We start from the raw sequence: 17,809 nt of genomic DNA on the forward strand, positions 1-17,809 counted from the left end.
ACGGATGACGCAGACGGACGAACGCTTGCTGGCGACGCGTATCGCGCAAGGCAAAGGGGCGGAGCCCGCCGATACGGTCATTGCGGATGTGCGCCTCTTCGACCTCCTCACCGGAGCGCTGACGCAAACCGACATCGCCATCTGCGGCGACACGATTGTCGGCACCTATGGCCATTATCGCGGCGTGCGGACGATCGACGGGCGTGGTCGCATTGCCGTTCCGGGCTTCATCGACACCCATCTGCACGTGGAATCATCGCTCGTCACGCCGCACGAATTCGATCGCTGCGTTCTGCCGCATGGGGTGACGACCGCCATCTGCGATCCGCACGAGATGGCCAATGTGCTCGGCACTGCGGCGTTCGACTATTTTCTTGCCGCGTCGGAATGCACGATCATGGATCTGCGCGTCCAGCTTTCGAGCTGCGTGCCCGCCACCCATCTCGAAACCTCGGGCGCGCGCATCGGCGCCGAGGATCTCGTGCGCTACCGCGACCATCGCAAAGTCATTGGCCTCGCCGAGTTCATGAATTTTCCGGGTGTTCTTGCCGGCGACGCCGACTGCCTTTCCAAGATCGACGCCTTCGCGCATCGCCACATCGACGGTCATGCCCCACTTGTCCGCGGCCTCGACCTCAACGGTTATCTTGCAGCCGGCATCAGAACCGATCATGAGGCGACCACCGCCGAGGAAGCGTTGGAGAAAGTCCGCAAGGGCATGACGGTTCTCATCCGCGAGGGCTCCGTTTCAAAGGACCTGCACGCGCTCGCGCCCCTGCTGTCGGTGCGCACATCTTCGTTCTTTGCGCTCTGCACGGACGACCGCAATCCCCTGGATATCGCCGAAGAGGGCCATCTCGACTACATGATCCGAACCCTGATCGCACGCGGGTGCGAGCCACTCGCCGCCTATCGCGCGGCCTCTCTGACAGCAGCGCAGGCCTTCGGACTGACGGACCGCGGCATGATCGGGCCCGGCAAGCGCGCCGATATCGTCTTGCTCGACGACCTTGAGATCTGTGCCGTGTCTGATGTGGTCAGCGCCGGCCGCCTGGTCACGCCCGCCCTGTTTGCGACGCGCCGAATGGTGGACCCGATCGGCCGCAACAGCGTGAAGCTGGCGCGTGTCGGGCCAGAGGATTTCAGCGTCGCGGCGTCCACACAGCCTGTTCCGGTGATTGGCGTCATTCCGGGAAAGATCATCACGGCCGCTTTGAGCGCAACCCTCCCGTCCAATGGCACTTTCGCCGGCTGCGACCTTGATGAGGACATCGTCAAGGTCGCGGTTGTGGCGCGCCATGGCTTAAACGGAAATATCGGGCGCTCTTTCGTGAAGGGCTTCGGCATGAAGCGCGGCGCCATCGCGTCGTCCGTCGGCCATGACAGCCACAACATCTGCGTGGTGGGCGCCAACGACAGCGACATGGCGGTCGCGGTCAATCGCCTGCGCGACATCGAAGGCGGGTTCGTGGTTGTCGACGAAGGGGTTGTTCTGTCCGAACTCGCACTGCCGATTGCGGGGCTTATGAGCGACAGATCCTACGAAGAGGTCCGCGAGGCACTTCTCCCGCTTCGCGCGGCCGCGCGATCGCTGGGTGTGATCCTCACAGAGCCTTTCTTGCAGGTAGCGTTCCTGCCGCTTCCGGTCATCCCGCACCTGAAGATCACGGATCTCGGCCTGGTGGATGTCGACCGTATGCAACTCGTGTCTTAGGGAGCCTTACACGCGACCGACACGGAAAGAGAGCGGGAAACGAATCAATCGCCTGTGATCCACATCACCCCATGCGGCCGACAAATCCCGCGAGAATGCCTCGACTGGCCCATGGCCGACGGCCTTTTCGAGCGCGCGCGTGGCCGACCAGGTTTGCACATAACCCAGCAGATCCGCGACATGCCAATGCACGTCGATTGCCAGGTGCGGCATGGCAATCTCCTCGAACGGGAACGGAATCTCGCGGTATCCGGATTCCACGTGGCTGCGTTCAGGCGGCCAGAAAGGGCCCACGACCTCTCGGTAGAAATGGCGCACAACGTCTTTGAGGGCGTCGTCCGTATGAAGCACCCCATAACTGATGAGAGCGAGCAGGCTACCGGGTTTTCCGATGCGCCGAACTTCTGTGTAGAAGGCGGGCAGATCAAACCAGTGAGCGGCTTGTGCGGCGGTCACCAGATCGACCGATCGATCGGCCAGTCCACTGCGCTCGGCGGGGGCGACCTGATAGGCAACGCCCGCATGCGGTGTAGCCGTCGCAACCTGCTGCTGGCTCGCATCGGTGGCGATGACCTGTCGAAAACGCCGCGCAAGAAGAACGGACAATTGCCCCGACCCGCAACCGACATCCAACGCTACGTCGGTCCCCGCGCATCGATCCGCGAGAGCATCGACAAGCGCCGACGGATATGTCGGACGATAGGCCGCGTACGCGTCGGACCGCGTCGAGAAATGATCCTTGAACGTCATGCTTTCCTCAGACGAGAACCGGCTGCGCCTTTTGCCGTCCCACATGGAAAACCCGCTTGTAGCGCTCGATTTCCGCTGCCGGCCCCATCGCCTTGGTGGGATTGTCGGAGAGCTTCACAGTGGGGTGGCCGTTAGCCGAAATGACTTTGCAGACGATGGAGATGGGATCGAGTCCACCATCCGCCGCAAGACCCCGAAAATCGTTTGTGAGCAGCGTGCCCCACCCGTAGCCGATCCGCATCCGGCCATTGAAATGGCGATGGATCCGCTCGATCACGTCCACATCGAGCCCGTCAGAAAAAATCGCCAGCTTGTCCTTGGGGTTTTCCCCGCGCGCGCGCCACCAGGCAATGGCTTCCTCGCCGCCCTCTATCGGGTCCTTCGAGTCGATGCGGATACCGGTCCAGGTGGGAACCCAATCCGGCGCATTCGCGAGAAAATTGCTTGTCCCGTAGGTGTCTGGCAGCAGCACGAGGAGGTTTCCCTCGTAATCTTCCTGCCAATCCTGAAGCACGCTGTAGGGCGCGGTTGCCATCTCGGCGTCGGTCTGTGCCAGGGCCGCGTAGACCATGGGCAGCTCATGCGCATTGGTGCCGACCGCCTCGACCTCGCGCCTGAGCGCGATGAGGCAGTTGGATGTTCCAAGGAACGACGACCCGAGGCCTTCGAGCATGGCCTGCACACACCAGTCCTGCCATAGAAAACCATGCCGCCGCCGGGTGCCGAAATCGGCGATGGAGAGATCCGGAAGTTTCTTCAGATGATCGATTTTTTCCCACACACGGGTCATGGCTCGGGCGTATAGAACCTGAAGTTCGAACTTTCCCATATCCTTGAGGACGCCGCGCGAACGCAACTCGTTGAGGATCGCCAAGGCCGGGATTTCCCACATGGTCGTCTCGATCCACGGACCGTGGAAGGTCAGCACATATTGGCCGTCTTCCTTCTCGAGCAGGTATTCGGGGAAGCGGAAGGTCTCCAGCCAATCCATGAATTCCGGCGAGAACATCTGGCGTTTGCCGTAGAACGTATTGCCCCTGAGCCACGTGGATTCACCACGGGTCAATGAAAGCGAGCGGACATGGTCGAGCTGTTCCCGCAGCTCCCCCGGGTCGATCAGGTCGGCAAGACGCACACGCGTGGTGCGGTTATGAATGCCGAACGTTACCTGCACGTCCCGGTGCCGACGAAAGATCGTTTGCGCCATCAGGAGCTTATAGAAATCCGTATCGAGCACCGAGCGCACGATCGGATCGATTTTCCAGGTGTGATTGTAAACCCTGGTCGCGATGTCGGCCATCGCCTGCTCCTTGACTGCGACAGAAGGAAGGACAATAGCGAACCGCACGCTCCAGCGAAAGGCATGGCTGCCCCCCGTCGCCTGATTGTGCCACGGGGGGAAATCGTCCGTTATTATCCGTGCAGGTTAACCTTGGCGTGATCGCCAGGATTGGCGCGTTCACCCGTCAAGGCCGCTTTCACATACCCAACCAGATGAACCACGGTCGATGAGGGGCTGTCCCAATACTCACCCGTTTCAGGATGCACGCGGATCAAACCCACCTGCGGATCCTCTTTGCCCTTGGGGAACCACGCTTTGAGGCCTTCGGACCATTTTTCATCGATCTTGGCCTGATCGCGCACGATCTCAGCCTTGCCGTTGACGGCCACATAGGTCTGGCTTGACGGGTCCGAATAGCCGAGGCTGACCTGATTCTCGTGGGAGACGTCCTGTGTCTTGGGCGACGGCAGTTGGGTGAAGAACCACAGATCGCCATGCTCGTCCGCATCCTGGCTGTACATCGGCCGCGTCTGCATCTTCCCCGCGGCGTCAACCGTCGTCATCATCGCGATTCTGACGTCCTTGATGAGTTCGTAGAGCTTCTTGGCGTTGGGATCGTCATGGCCGTGCTGGTGCATCGTCAACTCCTGATGGTGCGGGGAATGCACGGAAGCCCTCGACGGGATTCACCCATGATCATTCCCGCCGTTGTGTACGGGACAGTCCGTCAGCGTGACGGCCGCCCTGGAATGTGGGAACAACACCGCCGAGGCACTTTGGTTCGGGTAAGACCTACCCGGCCTTCCGCGCTTAACGTGGGACGCGTGGCCTTGTAGAGACATACGGACGCGATCGCGCAGGAGACGCCAACGTGAGCAAGTTACGCGAACGGGTCATGCAGGCCCTCGGGGCAATTTCCGTCGACGCTGCAGGCGTCAAACTGACCGATTCGGGGCGCCTCTCGGAGGTGCTTGTGGATGACAATGGACGCGTCATGTTCTCCATTTTCATCGATCCGCCCGAGGCTCCCACCATGGAGAATATTCGGCTTGCAGCCGAGAAGGCGGTCAGGGCGCTGCCCGGCGTTTCCGGTGTCTTCATTACCCTGACGGCTGAGCGCGACGGCGCGAGCGCCCCTGCCGCTGCCCCTGCCCAGACCCCCCGCCCGCAAGCAGCGAGACAGCCAAAGAACCAGCGTATCCCGGGGGTCTCGCACGTCGTAGCGGTCGCATCGGGCAAAGGCGGCGTGGGCAAATCAACGACAGCCGTCAACCTTGCCCTCGGATTACACGCGCGCGGCCTGCGCGTCGGCCTTCTGGACGCCGACATCTACGGACCCTCGGTGCCGAAGCTGCTCGGCATTCAGGGAAAGCCGAAGCTGTTGGAGGGCCGCATTCTCGAGCCGATGGAGGCGTATGGGCTGAAGGTGATGTCGATCGGATTCCTGGTCGAGGAAGAAGCCCCGATGATCTGGCGTGGCCCCATGGTGATGTCCGCCATCACGCAGATGCTGCGAGAGGTGGCCTGGGGTGATCTCGACGTGCTCGTGGTGGACATGCCCCCCGGGACCGGCGACGCGCAATTGACGATGGCACAGGCGACCCCGCTCGCCGGCGCAGTGATCGTGTCGACCCCTCAGGACCTCGCACTCATCGACGCACGACGTGGCGTCTCCATGTTCAAGCGCGTGGAAATTCCGATCCTGGGGATTGTCGAGAACATGGCGACTTTCGTCTGCCCCCATTGCGGAACAGCGTCCGATATTTTCGGCCACGGGGGTGCGCGCCATGAAGCGGAACGGCTCGGCGTCCCGTTTCTGGGTGAGGTCCCGTTGACCCTCTCGATCCGCGAATCCTCTGATGCAGGCCGACCAGTGGTGGCGATAGACCCCACCGGGCCACACGCGGCAATCTACAAAGGGATGGCCGATCAGGTGTGGAGCCAGCTGTCCGAGGCTGGCGCGCGCGCGGCACCGAAGATCGTGATCGAATAGGCCATGGGGCAAAAGAATGAAGCACCGGGAATGCGGGAACTCGATCTGTCGGGCCTCAAATGCCCCATGCCCGCCCTGCGCACGCGCAAAGCCCTCAAGTCTATCCCCCCAGGCGGGCGGATCCGCGTGATCTGTACGGATCCTTTGGCCGGAATCGATATTCCGCACGCCGTGCGCGACACGGGTGGCGTGATCGAGACTCAGCTTGTCGAGGGCGAGACGCTCACCTTTGTTATCCGGCGTGTCATCACTTCATGAAAAAGGCCCGGATAACCGGGCCTTTTTGCCGTGTTGGAAGATCTTGATCAGTCGCGACCGCGGATGCTGTCCTTGATGCCGCCGACGGTGTTCTGCACCTTGCCTTCGGCCTTATCCATCTTGCCTTCCGCTTCAAGCTTGGTGTCGCCGATGACTTTGCCGACACCTTCCTTGATGGTGCCCTTGATGTTCTTCAGGCTGCCTTCAACGCGATCTTTGTCCATCTGATATCTCCTGCCGTGTGAAACTCTACGGGCTGGCAACGCCACAACTGTGAAAGGGTTTCCGAAAATTCGTCAGGACGGACTGTCGCATGCTGGTGCGAAGACGCACCCGGCGGAACTTGATCCCTGCAACAAACCCCAATGTCATACGTTATATCGTAATTTAGCGAGTATAACGTTGCCAGAACCCCGCCTGCCTCACAAAAAGAGCGCTCGGAAAACAGCCGAGCCGGCTGCCACGCGACCAGGAAAGCCTAGCGGTCGCCTCGACCGCCTGACGCTTCTTGCCCATCAGTTGCGCGCGCCTCTCTCTCTGATCGCCGCATTGGCCCAAGGGATAGAGCGACGGGGACAGCACCTGTCTCCGGAGGAAATCCGCGAGCGCGCGAGAAAGATCCACCATGCCAGTCGTCGGCTCGATGACCTCATCGGCACGATTATGAATTTCAGTCGCGCGAATGCAGGCCACATCGTCATCGCGCCGACATCCCTCGATATCAAGTCGCTCATTTATCGCATGTGCAAAGAGCAGGACAAACTGGCCGGCCGCCCCCGATGTCTGATGGATATCGAAAGGCTGCCCGACAGAATCAGCGGCGATGCCGTCCTCCTTGAGCAGACCATCGGGATCGTGCTGGCGAACGCGCTTCGCTATTCACCGGAAGAGAGCCGGGTCATTGTCAGCGCGACACGAACCGAGAAGGACGTCACGATCAGCATCGAGGATCGCGGGATCGGAATCATGGCAAAAGATCTTCCCTTTATCACGCAGCCCTTCTTCCGGGGCGCCAATGCGAAACATCTCGCCGGCACCGGCATTGGGCTCAGCCTCGCCTCTCATATCGCGGTGCTGCATTCCGGCCATCTGCTGATTGAAAGCCGCGAGGGCGCGGGAACGACCGTGCGGATCAAGCTTCCGCGCTAACGAAATTCACGATCGGATGAGGATGCAGCGGAAATCATTGACGTTGGTCAGTGTGGGCCCTGTGACAACGAGGCGGTTCAGCGCATCGAACGCCGAATAGGCGTCGTTGTTCTCAAGATGCGCCGCAAGATCGATGCGGTGTCGAACTGCGTCGTCGAAGAGCGCAGCGTCGAACCAGGCTCCCGCATTGGTCTCGGACCCGTCGATGCCGTCCGTGTCGCAGGCAAGCGCGGAAATCCGGTTGTCTCGACCGATGGCTAGCGCCAGTGCAAGTAGAAGCTCCGCATTGCGACCGCCGCGTCCGGTCCCCCGCACGGTAACGGTCGTCTCTCCCCCCGACAGCAGAACGCACGGAGGAGCCAGCGGCGCGCCGTGGGCTGCAACCGATCGCGCGATTCCGGCGAGCACGCGCGCCACCTCCCGCGCCTCGCCTTCGATCGCATCGCCGAGAATCATGGGCGCAATTCCCCATTCCCGAGCTCGCGCCGCTGCCGCGTCGAGCGACATTTTTGGAGTGGCGATCATATGGACCACGCCACCGCCTCCCACTGCCGAATGGGTGTTTGCCCGGATGGAAGCGGCCACATGATCTGGAACGGGAATGTCGTATCGGCGCAGAATGGCCAGCGCAGCGTCGGGGTCGGACGGGTCGGGGATCGTGGGCCCGGAACCGATGCTCGCCGGATCGTCGCCCGGCACGTCGGAAATCAGATACGTCACCAGTTTCGCGGGAAAGGCCGCTGCCGCCAGTCGTCCTCCCTTGATGGCGGAGAGCGACTTCCGTACGGCGTTCATCTCTCCGATGGGAGCTCCCGAGCGCAACAGCGCGCGGTTGATGGCCCGCTTGTCCTCGAGCGTGATCCCGTCGGCCGGAAGAGCCAGCAGGGCCGACGCGCCACCGGAGATCAGGCAAATAACGAGATCGTCCGCCGTCGCCGATTGCGCCAGCGTCAGAATACGTCGCGCCGCGTCGACACCTGCCTGGTCCGGCACAGGATGCGCGGCCTCGATAACCGCGACGAACCGCGTTGGCGCGCCGTGACCATAACGCGTCACGACCAGCCCCTCGCACGATCCGCCGTCACGACACCAGGCCTCCTCGAACGCAGCCGCCATGCGGGCTGACGCTTTGCCGGCCCCCAGAACGATCGTGCGACCCTTGGGGCGCGACGGCAGCCGGCCTTCAAACTTTCCATCCGGAAGCGCCGCCTTCAACGCGGCCTCGAACAATCCAAGCAGGATTGCGGAATCGGCCGGGGGCGCACTCACGGCGCCACGATGGGTATGAGCATGACGTGCCGATACGTTTCGCCCGGCCGCAGAACTGCGGATGGAAAATGCGGCGTGTTGGGTGCGTTGGGATAAACCTGTGTTTCCAAGGCGAAGCCACAATGCTTGCCATAAATCGCGCCGCCCTTGCCGATGGCCGGCGAGGCTGCAAAATGATCACCCGTGTAGAACTGAACGCCCGGCTGATCGGTCAAGATCGCGAGTGAGCGCCCCGAAAGCGGATCGTGGACGTGAACTGCGCGGCGCAGGGTCCCGGCGCTGCCGTTCAGACAAAAATTGTGGTCGTAACCGGCCTCGGGCAGCTGCGCCGTATCGAAGATATCCGCGCCAATGCGTTTACCCGTCCTGAAGTCGAAGGCGGTATCCGCAACCGCTGTGATGTCGCCGGTAGGGATCTTGCCAGGACCAACCGGCGTATAGTGGTCCGCCGCGAGGGTCAGCACATGATCTTTGATGTGGCCATGGGCGTGGCCGGCGAGATTCCAGTAGCCGTGATAGACCATGTTGACGACCGTCGGACGGTCGCACGTCGCCTCCATCACGATCTCCAATGCTGCATCGGCGGTGAGCCGGTAAGTGACAGCGGCATTCATAGTCCCCGGATAGCCTTCGTCGCCGTCCGGACGCCGCAGGGTGAGCCGCACAGCGTCGTTGGCGGCGTCCGGCTTGGCTTGCCAGACGCGCTTGTTGAATCCCTTGAATCCGCCGTGGATGTGATTGGGCGGCTCATTCACGGACAGATCGTGGATGGCGCCGTCCAGCTCAAAACGCGCGTTGGCGATCCGATTTGCGTAGCGTCCGCAGATCGCACCTGTCGAACCGCGGTAGCGGCGGTATGAGTCAAGATCGTCGTAACCCAGAACGATGTCGGCCATTCCCCCAGCCCCATCCGGCACATGGAACTCGCTGAGGATCGCCCCATAGGTGATAATCTTTGCGCGACAGCCACCCCGCTCGATCTCGAACGCCTCGACGGCCTCGCCTTCGACCGATCCAAACGGCGATTTCCTGATAGACATCAATGACATCCTCTCGGACTGCGCGACCGGTAAGACGGCGCGCAGCGGATTTCCAGACCCGCCTTATACCCGTTGCCAGGGTGATGAAACAGCTGCGGAGAAGGGCGTCCCGCCGATTGAAATCACCAGCCGCGACTTTTACCGTCCGCGATGGCGTCTTGCCGATGCGCCCAAGGGCCGGTCATGGCATCGTCCTTCGCGCACAGGCGCCTGCCAATGCGACAACCATGCGGGATAATCCGCACGGCGCGCCCAGGTGAAGGTCGGATGACGATGAAAGTGGTGACCTGGAACATTCAATGGGGTCTTGGCTGCGACGGGCGTGTCGATCTCGCCCGCATCGTGTCGGACGCCAGGGCTCTGTGCGACGCCGACGTCTTCTGCTTCCAAGAGATTTCGCATGGCTTCACACCCTACGACAATGACCAGAACCAACCGCAGCGTCTCGCCGATCTCCTCCCGGATCACAGGCCGGTGTTTCGCCCGGCAGTCGACATCACGGCACGCGATGGCAAGCGGCAGGTGTTCGGCAACATGATTCTGTCGCGGCTCCCGGTTCTGCAGGTGACGAGCCACATGCTGCCCTGGCCGGCGACCGAGGCCAAGACCATGCAACGGCAGGGGCTCGAGACGATCGTACTGTCCGCGTTCGGGCCCATCAGCATCACCACATGCCATCTTGAATTTCATGCGGCAGAGCACCGCAAAGCGCAGGTCGACGCGCTGCTTCAGGTGCATGCTGAGAGGACAAGGCGCGGCCGGCTTTCCTTTTGTGAGAGCGCTGACAGCCCGTATCGGACGATCGCGCCGGCGGTGGCGGCACTCATCTGCGGCGATTTCAATTTCGAACCGGACGACGTTCTTCACGCGGCCATGCAGCAGCAGGTCGCCGAGGACATCCCGGCCTTCGTCGACGTGTGGGCTGCGGCCAATCCCGGCATGCCGCACCCGCCGACAGCAGGAGTCGCCGATGCCGCGCAATGGCCCGGCGGACCCCATTGCCGCGACTTCATCTTCGTGACCGAGAACCTCGGACAAAGCATCGTCGATGTGCGGGTGGACACCGCGACGACGGCGTCGGACCACCAGCCCGTCGCCGTCACCTTCAACGCTAGGACAAGGGGCGACTAGATTCCGCTGAGGCAGACGTACTTGATTTCGAGGAAGCCCTCGATTCCGTATTTGGAGCCTTCGCGACCCAATCCGGACTGCTTGACGCCGCCAAAGGGCGCGGCCTCGTTGGCGATGAGCCCGGTGTTCACGCCGACCATGCCGCTTTCCAGAGCCTCGGCGACGCGCCAGACACGCGCCATGTCGCGCGCATAGAAATAAGAGGCCAGTCCGAATTCGGTGTCGTTGGCCATCGCAATCACATCGTCCTCAGTCTTGAAACGAATGATCGGCGCCAGCGGTGCGAAAGTCTCTTCCTTGGCGAGTTTCATGTCCTGGGTAATTCCCGTCATGACGGTCGGCTCGAAAAAGGTCCCGCCCAGACTCGAGCGTTTTCCGCCCGCGACGATGGTGCCGCCCTTGGCAAGCGCATCCGCCACATGTTCTTCCATCTTGATCACGGCGCGATCGTCGATCAACGGACCCTGTGTCACCCCGCTTTCCGTGCCCCGCCCGAGCTTGAGGCCCTGGACCTTGGCGGTCAGCTTCTCGGCGAACGAATCGGCGATGGAATCCTGGACGTAGATGCGGTTTGCGCACACACAGGTCTGGCCCGCATTGCGAAACTTCGAGATCATCGCGCCCTCGACCGCTGCATCGAGATCCGCATCGTCGAAAACGATGAAAGGCGCATTTCCGCCAAGCTCAAGCGACAGGCGCTTGATGCTGTCTGCGGCTTCCTTCATCAGCCATCGTCCGACGCCGGTGGAGCCCGTAAACGTGATCTTGGCAACCTTCGGATTGTGGCAGAACTCCAGTCCGATCGGCTTTGCCTCACCCGTGATGACCGAGAACGCGCCCTTGGGGACGCCTGCGCGCTCCGCCAGCACCGCCAGCGCAAAAGCGGAAAGCGGCGTCTGTGCCGCTGGCTTGAGAACAATCGTGCAACCGGCAGCAAGGGCCGGTCCGACTTTGCGGGTGATCATGCCATTGGGAAAATTCCACGGCGTGATGGCAGCGCAGACCCCGACCGGCTGTTTCAGCACCATGATGCGCTGATCGCCGCGCGCCTGGGGAATGATATCGCCGTCGATCCGCTTGGCTTCCTCGGCGAACCATTCGATATAGGCCGCGTTCGACACGACCTCGCCTTTGGCCTCCGCAAGCGGCTTGCCCTGCTCCGTCGTCAGGATGAGGGCGAGATCGTCCGCATTGGCCATAATCAGTTCGTACCAGCGCTTCAGGATCTGGCTGCGTTCCTTGGCGGTCTGCTTGGCCCAGTCCTTCTGGACTTCAAACGCCTTGTCGATGGCCCGGCGCGCCACGTCAGGGCCCATATCCGGCACCTCCATGATCACCGCTCCGTCAAAAGGATCGGTCACGGGAATCGTCTTCCCGTCGGGAGCGCTGATCCATTCCCCGGCTACGTAAGCCTGGCCGACGAGCAGGGACGGGTCCTTCAGGTCCAGGACACGGCGGGCGACAGGCTTCTGGTGTGCGGTCATGGCAGGTCTCCAAGCAGGGCGAGTGGCATCCGTTGACGCCATATAGTCGCTCTGGTCGCCTCTGGAAACACCGGCGCGCGTGCTGGGCCATAAAGGACTACTTCGCGAGAGGGCGCCCTCCGGACTGTGCAAAGCAGCCTCCGTCCCGTAGTTTCAGGCCGCTGACACAGGGTCGGCCGGATGTTTCAGCCCGGCCGGACACGAGGCGCCGGCGGTGTTCACGCGGGAAGGGACTATCAGACGATGTCGAAGCGCTATCTCGTCACCGGAGGCTGCGGCTTCATCGGTTCTCACCTGGCCGAAGCGTTGGTGCGGGATGGGTCCCAGGTCACCGTTCTGGACAATCTCTCGAGCGGTCGGACGGAAAACCTGCCAGAGGGCGCTAAGCTGATCGTCGGTGACATCCGAAACCGGTCGGACGTGATGGAGGCGGCGCGGGACTGTGACGGCATCTTCCATCTCGCGGCCATCGCATCGGTGCCGAAATGCACCCAGGAATGGCACGCCTCGCATGAGGTCAATCTGTCAGCCTCGGTGGGGCTTTTCGAGCTCGCCACCGAGCGCGACATCCCTGTCGTCTATGCTTCGTCGTCAGCGATCTATGGCGATGTCGACACCACACCGATCGGCGAGGATACTCCCAAGCAGCCGATCTCGGCCTACGGCGTCGATAAATACGGCATGGAGCTGCATGCTTTCGCAGGAGCACGGACTCGCGGCCTGCGCTCGTTCGGCCTGCGATTCTTCAATATCTACGGTCCCCGTCAGGATCCCACGTCCCCCTATTCCGGCGTGATCGCGGTCTTCATGCGCAATGCGCAGGAGAGCCGTCCGATCGTAGTTCATGGGGATGGTGGCCAGATCCGGGATTTCGTTTATGTCACCGACGCCGTGAAGGCCGTGCGTTTGGCAATGGCCGAACTTGAAGTCGATTCCGAGCCGACCGCTCAGGTGAGCAACGTCTGCACCGGGCGGCCGACCTCGATCCGTCAACTCGCCGATACGGTGACAAATCTGATCCGGCCTGGCCTCGAGATTACGACGAGCGCCGCGCGCGCGGGCGACATCCTCAAATCGATCGGCAATCCGTCGCGCCTTCAAAGCCTCCTCGGCTTTACGCCATCGACCTTGCTGGCTGACGGTTTGGGTCGAATGATCGCCCCTGCGCCCGCAGGATCAGGCTTGGATGCCACCAGGCAGATCAGCACCGCTGAGCCCGCCAGCGCGCTCTAAGACGCGGCCCGGTTCACTCGGCCTGCGTCGGACCCGTCGAACGCAGGTTGTTGGCAGCCCAGATGGCAGCCTGCGTTCGGTTCTTGGCGTGGATCTTCCGCAGGATGGCCTTCACATGGACCTTCACGGTCGCCTCGGTGATATCGAACTTCCGCGCGATCAGCTTGTTTGAATCACCGTGCATCAGGCAACGCAGGATGACCGTTTCGCGCACCGAGAGCCCGCGCGGCGAAACCTCGTTCACGTCATGATCGACTGCCGCCACCGGCGTCACATCGCCCTGGCCCACGAGCTCAATGGCAGCTGAGGGGAACACCGTCTCGCCGAGCATCACCAGATCGAGCGACTTGAGGAGAACCTCGACTGAGATTGTCTTGATGAGGTAAGCGTCGGCCCCAGCCTGAAACGCCGCCAGCAATTGTTTCAGATCGTATCTGTCCACGAGCACCACAGCTCTCGCCGCGGGGTGATCCAGCTTGAGCTGTTCGACCTGCCGCAAGACAGCCTCGTGATCTGTCACAGCATCGACGATGGCGAGAAAAGGCCGCTCGTCGGTGACAGCAAGCTGCGAAACCTCGCTGAGGTTCGAACCCGTGGCGACGAGCCGGTACGCCGTCTCAGCGAGCATCCGCCTCAGCCCTTCACGCAAGAGCGTATTGGGCTCGAAAAGCAGCGTCGGGACATCAGGCGCCGCGGACGCTCCCGGTGCGGTGGGGCGAACAGGGGAATTCCGAGCATACATGTCGATTGCCAATGAGCCGCCAAGGTCGGGAAGGGCTTCAGAATCATAGTTCTTACGCATCACCTAGAACCCCTTGCGGAAAACTGCTGTTTCACAGCCGAGAAAGCGCGTGCGAAAGTACCGCAAAGCGCGCTGGGCGACAATTCTTCTTAACCCTTAAGTAAGCAAAAAACCTGAAGTGTAACCCAACGGACGCGAAATTGCCTCATTCAGACCGTATGGTTGCACTATTATTGCACTTACGGCTGAATATAGTACCCTGCCGCCTTAATCGCTGACTGGCAGAATTTACCTATTTCACGAGCTCCTCAACGGAAGAGGTTGCCAAAGGCTGAGGTGTCCAACAAGGTAATGACAGAAACTAGGACAGCCCAGGAACCTCGCGATACCGCCCGTGATTCATCACTCGCTCCCTTTGCACGCGATTTCAAATCAACTGCTCAACCGAGGCCTCCGCTCGCTCCTATGAGATTCTTCTTCAACCTCGTAAACGGCAGCGAGGAGATCACCGATTATGATGGCATCGAGGTGAAGGGGATCGAGCAGGCTCGCGCCCAAGCCTTGAAGGCGGTTGCAGAACTGCGTCGCGAAGACAACGACGTCGCGAGCGAGTGGAAGAACTGGCGTCTGGAAGTAGCCGATTCCGACGGCGAAGTGCTGTTCGCCATCAGCCTCGCGACAGATCTTCATTAGTCGATGTCAGCAGGACGCCACCGCGCAGCAACGCGCGGCAGCGTGATGTCCGATCCGCATTGTCGTCGTTGTTGATAAAGAGTGCGTGAGCCTCGGCTAAGCGAGGCCGCAGACCGCTAATGAAGTGCGATTCCCGCCTCTTCAGCACCCGTCGGCGCGAGATGCTCGACTGCCCACATGGCGGCCTGAGTCCGATTGGCGACCTGGATCTTGCGCAAAATCGCCTTGACGTGAACCTTGACCGTGGCTTCTGCCACATCAAGTTGTCTGGCGATGATCTTGTTGGGAGCGCCCTGCATCAGGCACTGCAAGATCTCAGCTTCGCGGTTTGAGAGCATCCGCGTATCGGACGCCTGGGCCAGCGATCGGCGGGCAGCCGAATCGGAAGACTTTGCCAGTTCGCCAGGACCGCGCGCCTGCGTCTCAAGAATGGCCGCAAGGAAATGCGAGGATGGGAAGGCGGTCTCTCCGAGCATCACCAGATCGAGGTACTTAATCAGCGCCTCGACAGTGGGAAGGCAATAACCGTCTGCGCCCGCGCTCAACGCGGCCATCATCCTATCGAGGCTGAATGTGTCCGCCAGAACCACCACACGAGAACCCGGATAGTCCTGCTTGACCGCCGCGATCGCCGTGGGATGGATTTCATCCGAAAGATTGCCGTCGACGATGAACATCACCGCCGAACTGCCCCCGCGCGACAAGTTGCCGGAGCCATCCTGTTCCCGCACTTCGTAACGCGTATTGGCGAGAATGTGCCCCAATCCAGCCTTAAGCATCGGATTGGCACAAACAAGATACGTTGTAACCTTCAACTCACCCGTGGACATATGCAACTTTCCTTTTGGGCACTTAGGCGGAGTATACAAATTAACCCGTCGTTAACCACCCTCGCAAAAGGAGTAGAAGGTACCGCTTACGTGGTAGCGGCCCCGCGTCGAGTGGAAAATAATCCACCCCTCGCCCGAGAGGGAGAGGGGATAACATCCTAGGAGCGCTCGACGCCCGGCGGCCAACTCAAGGACATTACTCCTTTGTCGGCTTCAAGGGCGCTTAAGTGCGACTGGAGATATGGTGGTGAACTCCGCCAAATGCTCATCACATCAGCGTTACTCAAAGGAGTCGGCGGGCTAACTCGTGCGCCGGCGACGGGTTCCTTACCATAGAAAACAAACTTTGTAGGAATTTCTTAACCCTTAAACGTCATCCACAACGTTCTTAATTGTGCGAGTTATAACGTAACTACTATGGAATGAGTATATTTTACTACCTTTGCCCGTTTGCCCAACTCAAGCTGGCGGACAATAGTCAGCGCCAAGAAATCGGCGCGTGACAGTATAAAAAACGTATTAATAACGCGTTAGACGACCTTCAACGCCGTTTCCCAACATTGCAGTCATCGACAAACCTGCTCCTCCTTTACAGCAAGGCTAGGAGGAGCCTCGGGTGCGCCGTTGTTTCGGAGCGTTGCGTTATGAGTAAGCCGTTATTGTCGGATCCTTCGCTGTCTGCACTTGCGCAGGATTTCAATCGCAGCCCAGTTGCCGATTCTCCCGTCGCTCCAGCCTCCTCCACTCTTCTTCGCGTTGTGGCCAGGATGGGCAAGCGGGGGTTCGACATGGTCGCGGCATTCGTTCTGCTTCTCATGAGCGTTCCGCTCTTTCTGGCCGTGGCGGCCCTGGTGGCGATCGATGGGGGACCGGTCTTTTACCTCCACAAGCGAATCGGCAGAAACGGCGTCACGTTCGGATGCCTGAAATTTCGCACGATGATTCTCGGCGCGGAGGATTGCCTCGACGAGTACCTGTTTCACCACCCAGCGGCCCAGATGGAATGGGCAAAGGAGCAGAAACTCGCCTTCGATCCGCGTGTCACGGCAATTGGCCGGTTCCTGCGGCTCTCCAGCATCGACGAGTTGCCGCAGCTCCTCAACGTTCTGAAAGGCGATATGAGCCTTGTCGGTCCCCGCCCCGTCACCCAGGGCGAGCTCGTGCATTACGGTCTGGCCACACCTCTTTATAAGAGCGTTCGGCCCGGCATCACCGGTCTGTGGCAAGTTAGCGGCCGCAATGACCTCGAATACAACAAGCGGGTTCGGCTCGATGAAACGTATGTTCGGAACTGGAGCCTCATGGCGGATTTCTCAATCCTCCTCCGCACGCCTGCCGTGGTGATTTCGCGGAAGGGTGCGCGATGACCACCCTCTCGCCCCCAGTCCTTTCGCCCGCACGCCGTGACGACAGCCGAATTTTCACGGTCAGCGTGTTGATGTCGACCTACGCGGCAGAAAGCGCTTCGAACCTGGAGGCGGCGCTCGACAGCATCGAGCGGCAATCCGTCCGCCCCAACCAACTTGTTCTTGTCATCGACGGACCGATCTGCGGCGAGCAGGAAGCTGTCATTGCGCGGCATTGTGAAGAGAGCGGGATCGCGACGATCCTCGTGCGGCTTCCGCACAATCGCGGCCTGGCCGAGGCCATGAACGCGGGCCTGAAGCGCTGCACGGGTGAGTTCGTCATGCGGATGGACAGCGACGACATCAGTGAGCCCGATCGCGTCGAACGACAGTTGATTTACGCCCAAGCCCATCGGGACATCGATGTCATCTCGTCCTGGAGCGAGGAGTTCTTCGAGGACGGCGCGCCGTCGCAACTCAAGGTGTCCCCTACGAGTCATGACGCGATCATCCGTGCGCTCCATTGGCGAAACATCCTCGTTCACCCCACCGTTCTGATCAAGAAGACGGCCCTGGTTGCGGTCGACGGCTACCGGGCGACCTACGGACGTCTCGAGGATTACGATCTTTTCGTCCGGTTGGCGCTCGCCGGGGCGAAATTTCACGTGATTCCCAAGGCGCTTGTTAAAGTGCGCTCCAGCACGGCCCAACGGGGACGCCGCGGCGGCTTGAATTATGTCCTCAACGAGATGCGTTTTCGTTTCGAGTGCTTGCGGACCGGCTTTCTGACGAAGAGTCAGTTCGTGGCCATCACCCTGATGTACTCTGTTTTTCGTCTCGTCTCGGGGCCTGTCAGGCGCAGGCTCTATGCCTTGGCCCGAACCTAGTCCCCGAA

Annotated in this window: 18 protein-coding genes; 9 read left to right on the forward strand and 9 right to left on the reverse strand. The window is 61.0% G+C overall.

Annotation, left to right across the window (positions count from 1 at the left end):
- Positions 1–4: 4 nt before the first annotated feature.
- Positions 5–1,714 carry an adenine deaminase gene (gene ade, locus J4G32_RS05705; RefSeq protein ID WP_210485138.1) on the forward strand — a complete coding sequence of 570 codons (1,710 nt, stop codon included), beginning with the start codon at positions 5–7 and terminating at the stop codon, positions 1,712–1,714.
- A gap of 6 nt (positions 1,715–1,720) precedes the next feature.
- On the opposite strand, the gene J4G32_RS05710 is transcribed toward ade, so the two are convergent.
- The 3 genes from J4G32_RS05710 to J4G32_RS05720 form a co-directional block, all read right to left on the reverse strand.
- The gene (locus tag J4G32_RS05710; protein ID WP_210485139.1) at positions 1,721–2,464 is read right to left on the reverse strand and encodes a class I SAM-dependent methyltransferase; all 744 of its coding nucleotides are present in this window, start codon (positions 2,462–2,464) and stop codon (positions 1,721–1,723) included.
- 7 nt (positions 2,465–2,471) lie between these two features.
- Positions 2,472–3,764, reverse strand: a complete 1,293-nt coding sequence (pncB, locus tag J4G32_RS05715) for a nicotinate phosphoribosyltransferase (RefSeq protein ID WP_210485140.1) — start codon at positions 3,762–3,764, stop codon at positions 2,472–2,474.
- 113 nt (positions 3,765–3,877) lie between these two features.
- Positions 3,878–4,384, reverse strand: coding sequence for a pyridoxamine 5'-phosphate oxidase family protein (locus J4G32_RS05720; RefSeq protein ID WP_210485141.1), 507 nt, complete (start codon positions 4,382–4,384; stop codon positions 3,878–3,880).
- Between the two features lie 233 nt (positions 4,385–4,617).
- Here J4G32_RS05720 and J4G32_RS05725 point away from each other — a divergent pair, with 233 nt between their 5' ends.
- Together J4G32_RS05725 and J4G32_RS05730 are read left to right on the forward strand one after the other, a co-directional pair.
- Positions 4,618–5,739, forward strand: coding sequence for an Mrp/NBP35 family ATP-binding protein (locus tag J4G32_RS05725; protein ID WP_210485142.1), 1,122 nt, complete (start codon positions 4,618–4,620; stop codon positions 5,737–5,739).
- A 3-nt stretch (positions 5,740–5,742) separates the two neighbouring features.
- Positions 5,743–5,997, forward strand: coding sequence for a sulfurtransferase TusA family protein (locus J4G32_RS05730; protein ID WP_246504773.1), 255 nt, complete (start codon positions 5,743–5,745; stop codon positions 5,995–5,997).
- A gap of 47 nt (positions 5,998–6,044) precedes the next feature.
- Here the strand turns inward: J4G32_RS05730 and J4G32_RS05735 are convergent, their stop codons facing one another.
- Positions 6,045–6,221, reverse strand: a complete 177-nt coding sequence (locus tag J4G32_RS05735) for a CsbD family protein (protein ID WP_210485143.1) — start codon at positions 6,219–6,221, stop codon at positions 6,045–6,047.
- 49 nt (positions 6,222–6,270) lie between these two features.
- Between J4G32_RS05735 and J4G32_RS05740 the strand changes: the two genes are divergently transcribed.
- On the forward strand, positions 6,271–7,146 hold the full coding sequence (locus J4G32_RS05740) for a sensor histidine kinase (protein ID WP_210485144.1): 876 nt from the start codon (positions 6,271–6,273) through the stop codon (positions 7,144–7,146).
- A gap of 6 nt (positions 7,147–7,152) precedes the next feature.
- Here the strand turns inward: J4G32_RS05740 and J4G32_RS05745 are convergent, their stop codons facing one another.
- Together J4G32_RS05745 and J4G32_RS05750 are read right to left on the reverse strand one after the other, a co-directional pair.
- Positions 7,153–8,415, reverse strand: a complete 1,263-nt coding sequence (locus J4G32_RS05745; RefSeq protein WP_210485145.1) for a glycerate kinase type-2 family protein — start codon at positions 8,413–8,415, stop codon at positions 7,153–7,155.
- Positions 8,412–9,464, reverse strand: coding sequence for an aldose epimerase family protein (locus tag J4G32_RS05750; RefSeq protein ID WP_246504774.1), 1,053 nt, complete (start codon positions 9,462–9,464; stop codon positions 8,412–8,414). Before J4G32_RS05750 ends, J4G32_RS05745 begins: the two co-directional genes overlap by 4 nt.
- 258 nt (positions 9,465–9,722) lie before the next feature.
- On the opposite strand from J4G32_RS05750, the gene J4G32_RS05755 reads away from it, so the two are divergent.
- Positions 9,723–10,586, forward strand: a complete 864-nt coding sequence (locus J4G32_RS05755) for an endonuclease/exonuclease/phosphatase family protein (protein ID WP_210485147.1) — start codon at positions 9,723–9,725, stop codon at positions 10,584–10,586.
- Here the strand turns inward: J4G32_RS05755 and J4G32_RS05760 are convergent.
- Positions 10,583–12,070, reverse strand: a complete 1,488-nt coding sequence (locus J4G32_RS05760) for an NAD-dependent succinate-semialdehyde dehydrogenase (RefSeq protein ID WP_246504775.1) — start codon at positions 12,068–12,070, stop codon at positions 10,583–10,585. The genes J4G32_RS05755 and J4G32_RS05760 overlap by 4 nt on opposite strands.
- A gap of 243 nt (positions 12,071–12,313) precedes the next feature.
- On the opposite strand from J4G32_RS05760, the gene J4G32_RS05765 reads away from it, so the two are divergent.
- Entirely contained in the window at positions 12,314–13,303 is a 990-nt protein-coding gene (locus tag J4G32_RS05765; RefSeq protein WP_210485149.1) for an NAD-dependent epimerase/dehydratase family protein, read from the forward strand.
- Positions 13,304–13,316: 13 nt separating this feature from the next.
- Here J4G32_RS05765 and J4G32_RS05770 read toward each other — a convergent pair whose 3' ends face one another.
- The gene (locus J4G32_RS05770; protein ID WP_210485150.1) at positions 13,317–14,105 is read right to left on the reverse strand and encodes a LuxR C-terminal-related transcriptional regulator; all 789 of its coding nucleotides are present in this window, start codon (positions 14,103–14,105) and stop codon (positions 13,317–13,319) included.
- Between the two features lie 405 nt (positions 14,106–14,510).
- Between J4G32_RS05770 and J4G32_RS05775 the strand changes: the two genes are divergently transcribed.
- Positions 14,511–14,738 (forward strand): DUF6894 family protein, encoded by a 228-nt coding sequence (locus J4G32_RS05775; RefSeq protein WP_210485151.1) that lies wholly within the window; start codon positions 14,511–14,513, stop codon positions 14,736–14,738.
- A 116-nt stretch (positions 14,739–14,854) separates the two neighbouring features.
- Here J4G32_RS05775 and J4G32_RS05780 read toward each other — a convergent pair whose 3' ends face one another.
- The gene (locus tag J4G32_RS05780) at positions 14,855–15,568 is read right to left on the reverse strand and encodes a LuxR C-terminal-related transcriptional regulator (RefSeq protein ID WP_210485152.1); all 714 of its coding nucleotides are present in this window, start codon (positions 15,566–15,568) and stop codon (positions 14,855–14,857) included.
- 644 nt (positions 15,569–16,212) lie between these two features.
- On the opposite strand from J4G32_RS05780, the gene J4G32_RS05785 reads away from it, so the two are divergent.
- Complete coding sequence (locus tag J4G32_RS05785) at positions 16,213–16,935, forward strand: sugar transferase (RefSeq protein WP_210485153.1); 723 nt, start codon at positions 16,213–16,215, stop codon at positions 16,933–16,935.
- Positions 16,932–17,801: a glycosyltransferase gene (locus J4G32_RS05790; protein ID WP_246504776.1), complete on the forward strand. Its 870-nt coding sequence runs from the start codon at positions 16,932–16,934 to the stop codon at positions 17,799–17,801. Before J4G32_RS05785 ends, J4G32_RS05790 begins: the two co-directional genes overlap by 4 nt.
- The last annotated feature ends 8 nt before the right edge of the window (positions 17,802–17,809 follow it).

The organism is Microvirga antarctica (genome assembly GCF_017921815.1).
Taxonomy (GTDB): domain Bacteria; phylum Pseudomonadota; class Alphaproteobacteria; order Rhizobiales; family Beijerinckiaceae; genus Microvirga; species Microvirga antarctica.

What these genes read in the sequence shown, in the direction of transcription:
- J4G32_RS05765 (WP_210485149.1), top strand. Translation starts at nt 12,314, where the DNA reads ATGTCGAAGCGCTATCTCGTCACCGGAGGCTGCGGCTTCATCGGTTCT.
- J4G32_RS05785 (WP_210485153.1), top strand. Translation starts at nt 16,213, where the DNA reads ATGAGTAAGCCGTTATTGTCGGATCCTTCGCTGTCTGCACTTGCGCAG.
- ade (WP_210485138.1), top strand. Translation starts at nt 5, where the DNA reads ATGACGCAGACGGACGAACGCTTGCTGGCGACGCGTATCGCGCAAGGC.
- J4G32_RS05780 (WP_210485152.1), bottom strand. Translation starts at nt 15,568, where the DNA reads ATGTCCACGGGTGAGTTGAAGGTTACAACGTATCTTGTTTGTGCCAAT.
- pncB (WP_210485140.1), bottom strand. Translation starts at nt 3,764, where the DNA reads ATGGCCGACATCGCGACCAGGGTTTACAATCACACCTGGAAAATCGAT.
- J4G32_RS05750 (WP_246504774.1), bottom strand. Translation starts at nt 9,464, where the DNA reads ATGTCATTGATGTCTATCAGGAAATCGCCGTTTGGATCGGTCGAAGGC.
- J4G32_RS05720 (WP_210485141.1), bottom strand. Translation starts at nt 4,384, where the DNA reads ATGCACCAGCACGGCCATGACGATCCCAACGCCAAGAAGCTCTACGAA.
- J4G32_RS05735 (WP_210485143.1), bottom strand. Translation starts at nt 6,221, where the DNA reads ATGGACAAAGATCGCGTTGAAGGCAGCCTGAAGAACATCAAGGGCACC.
- J4G32_RS05775 (WP_210485151.1), top strand. Translation starts at nt 14,511, where the DNA reads ATGAGATTCTTCTTCAACCTCGTAAACGGCAGCGAGGAGATCACCGAT.
- J4G32_RS05760 (WP_246504775.1), bottom strand. Translation starts at nt 12,070, where the DNA reads ATGACCGCACACCAGAAGCCTGTCGCCCGCCGTGTCCTGGACCTGAAG.
- J4G32_RS05790 (WP_246504776.1), top strand. Translation starts at nt 16,932, where the DNA reads ATGACCACCCTCTCGCCCCCAGTCCTTTCGCCCGCACGCCGTGACGAC.
- J4G32_RS05770 (WP_210485150.1), bottom strand. Translation starts at nt 14,105, where the DNA reads ATGCGTAAGAACTATGATTCTGAAGCCCTTCCCGACCTTGGCGGCTCA.
- J4G32_RS05730 (WP_246504773.1), top strand. Translation starts at nt 5,743, where the DNA reads ATGGGGCAAAAGAATGAAGCACCGGGAATGCGGGAACTCGATCTGTCG.
- J4G32_RS05755 (WP_210485147.1), top strand. Translation starts at nt 9,723, where the DNA reads ATGACGATGAAAGTGGTGACCTGGAACATTCAATGGGGTCTTGGCTGC.
- J4G32_RS05710 (WP_210485139.1), bottom strand. Translation starts at nt 2,464, where the DNA reads ATGACGTTCAAGGATCATTTCTCGACGCGGTCCGACGCGTACGCGGCC.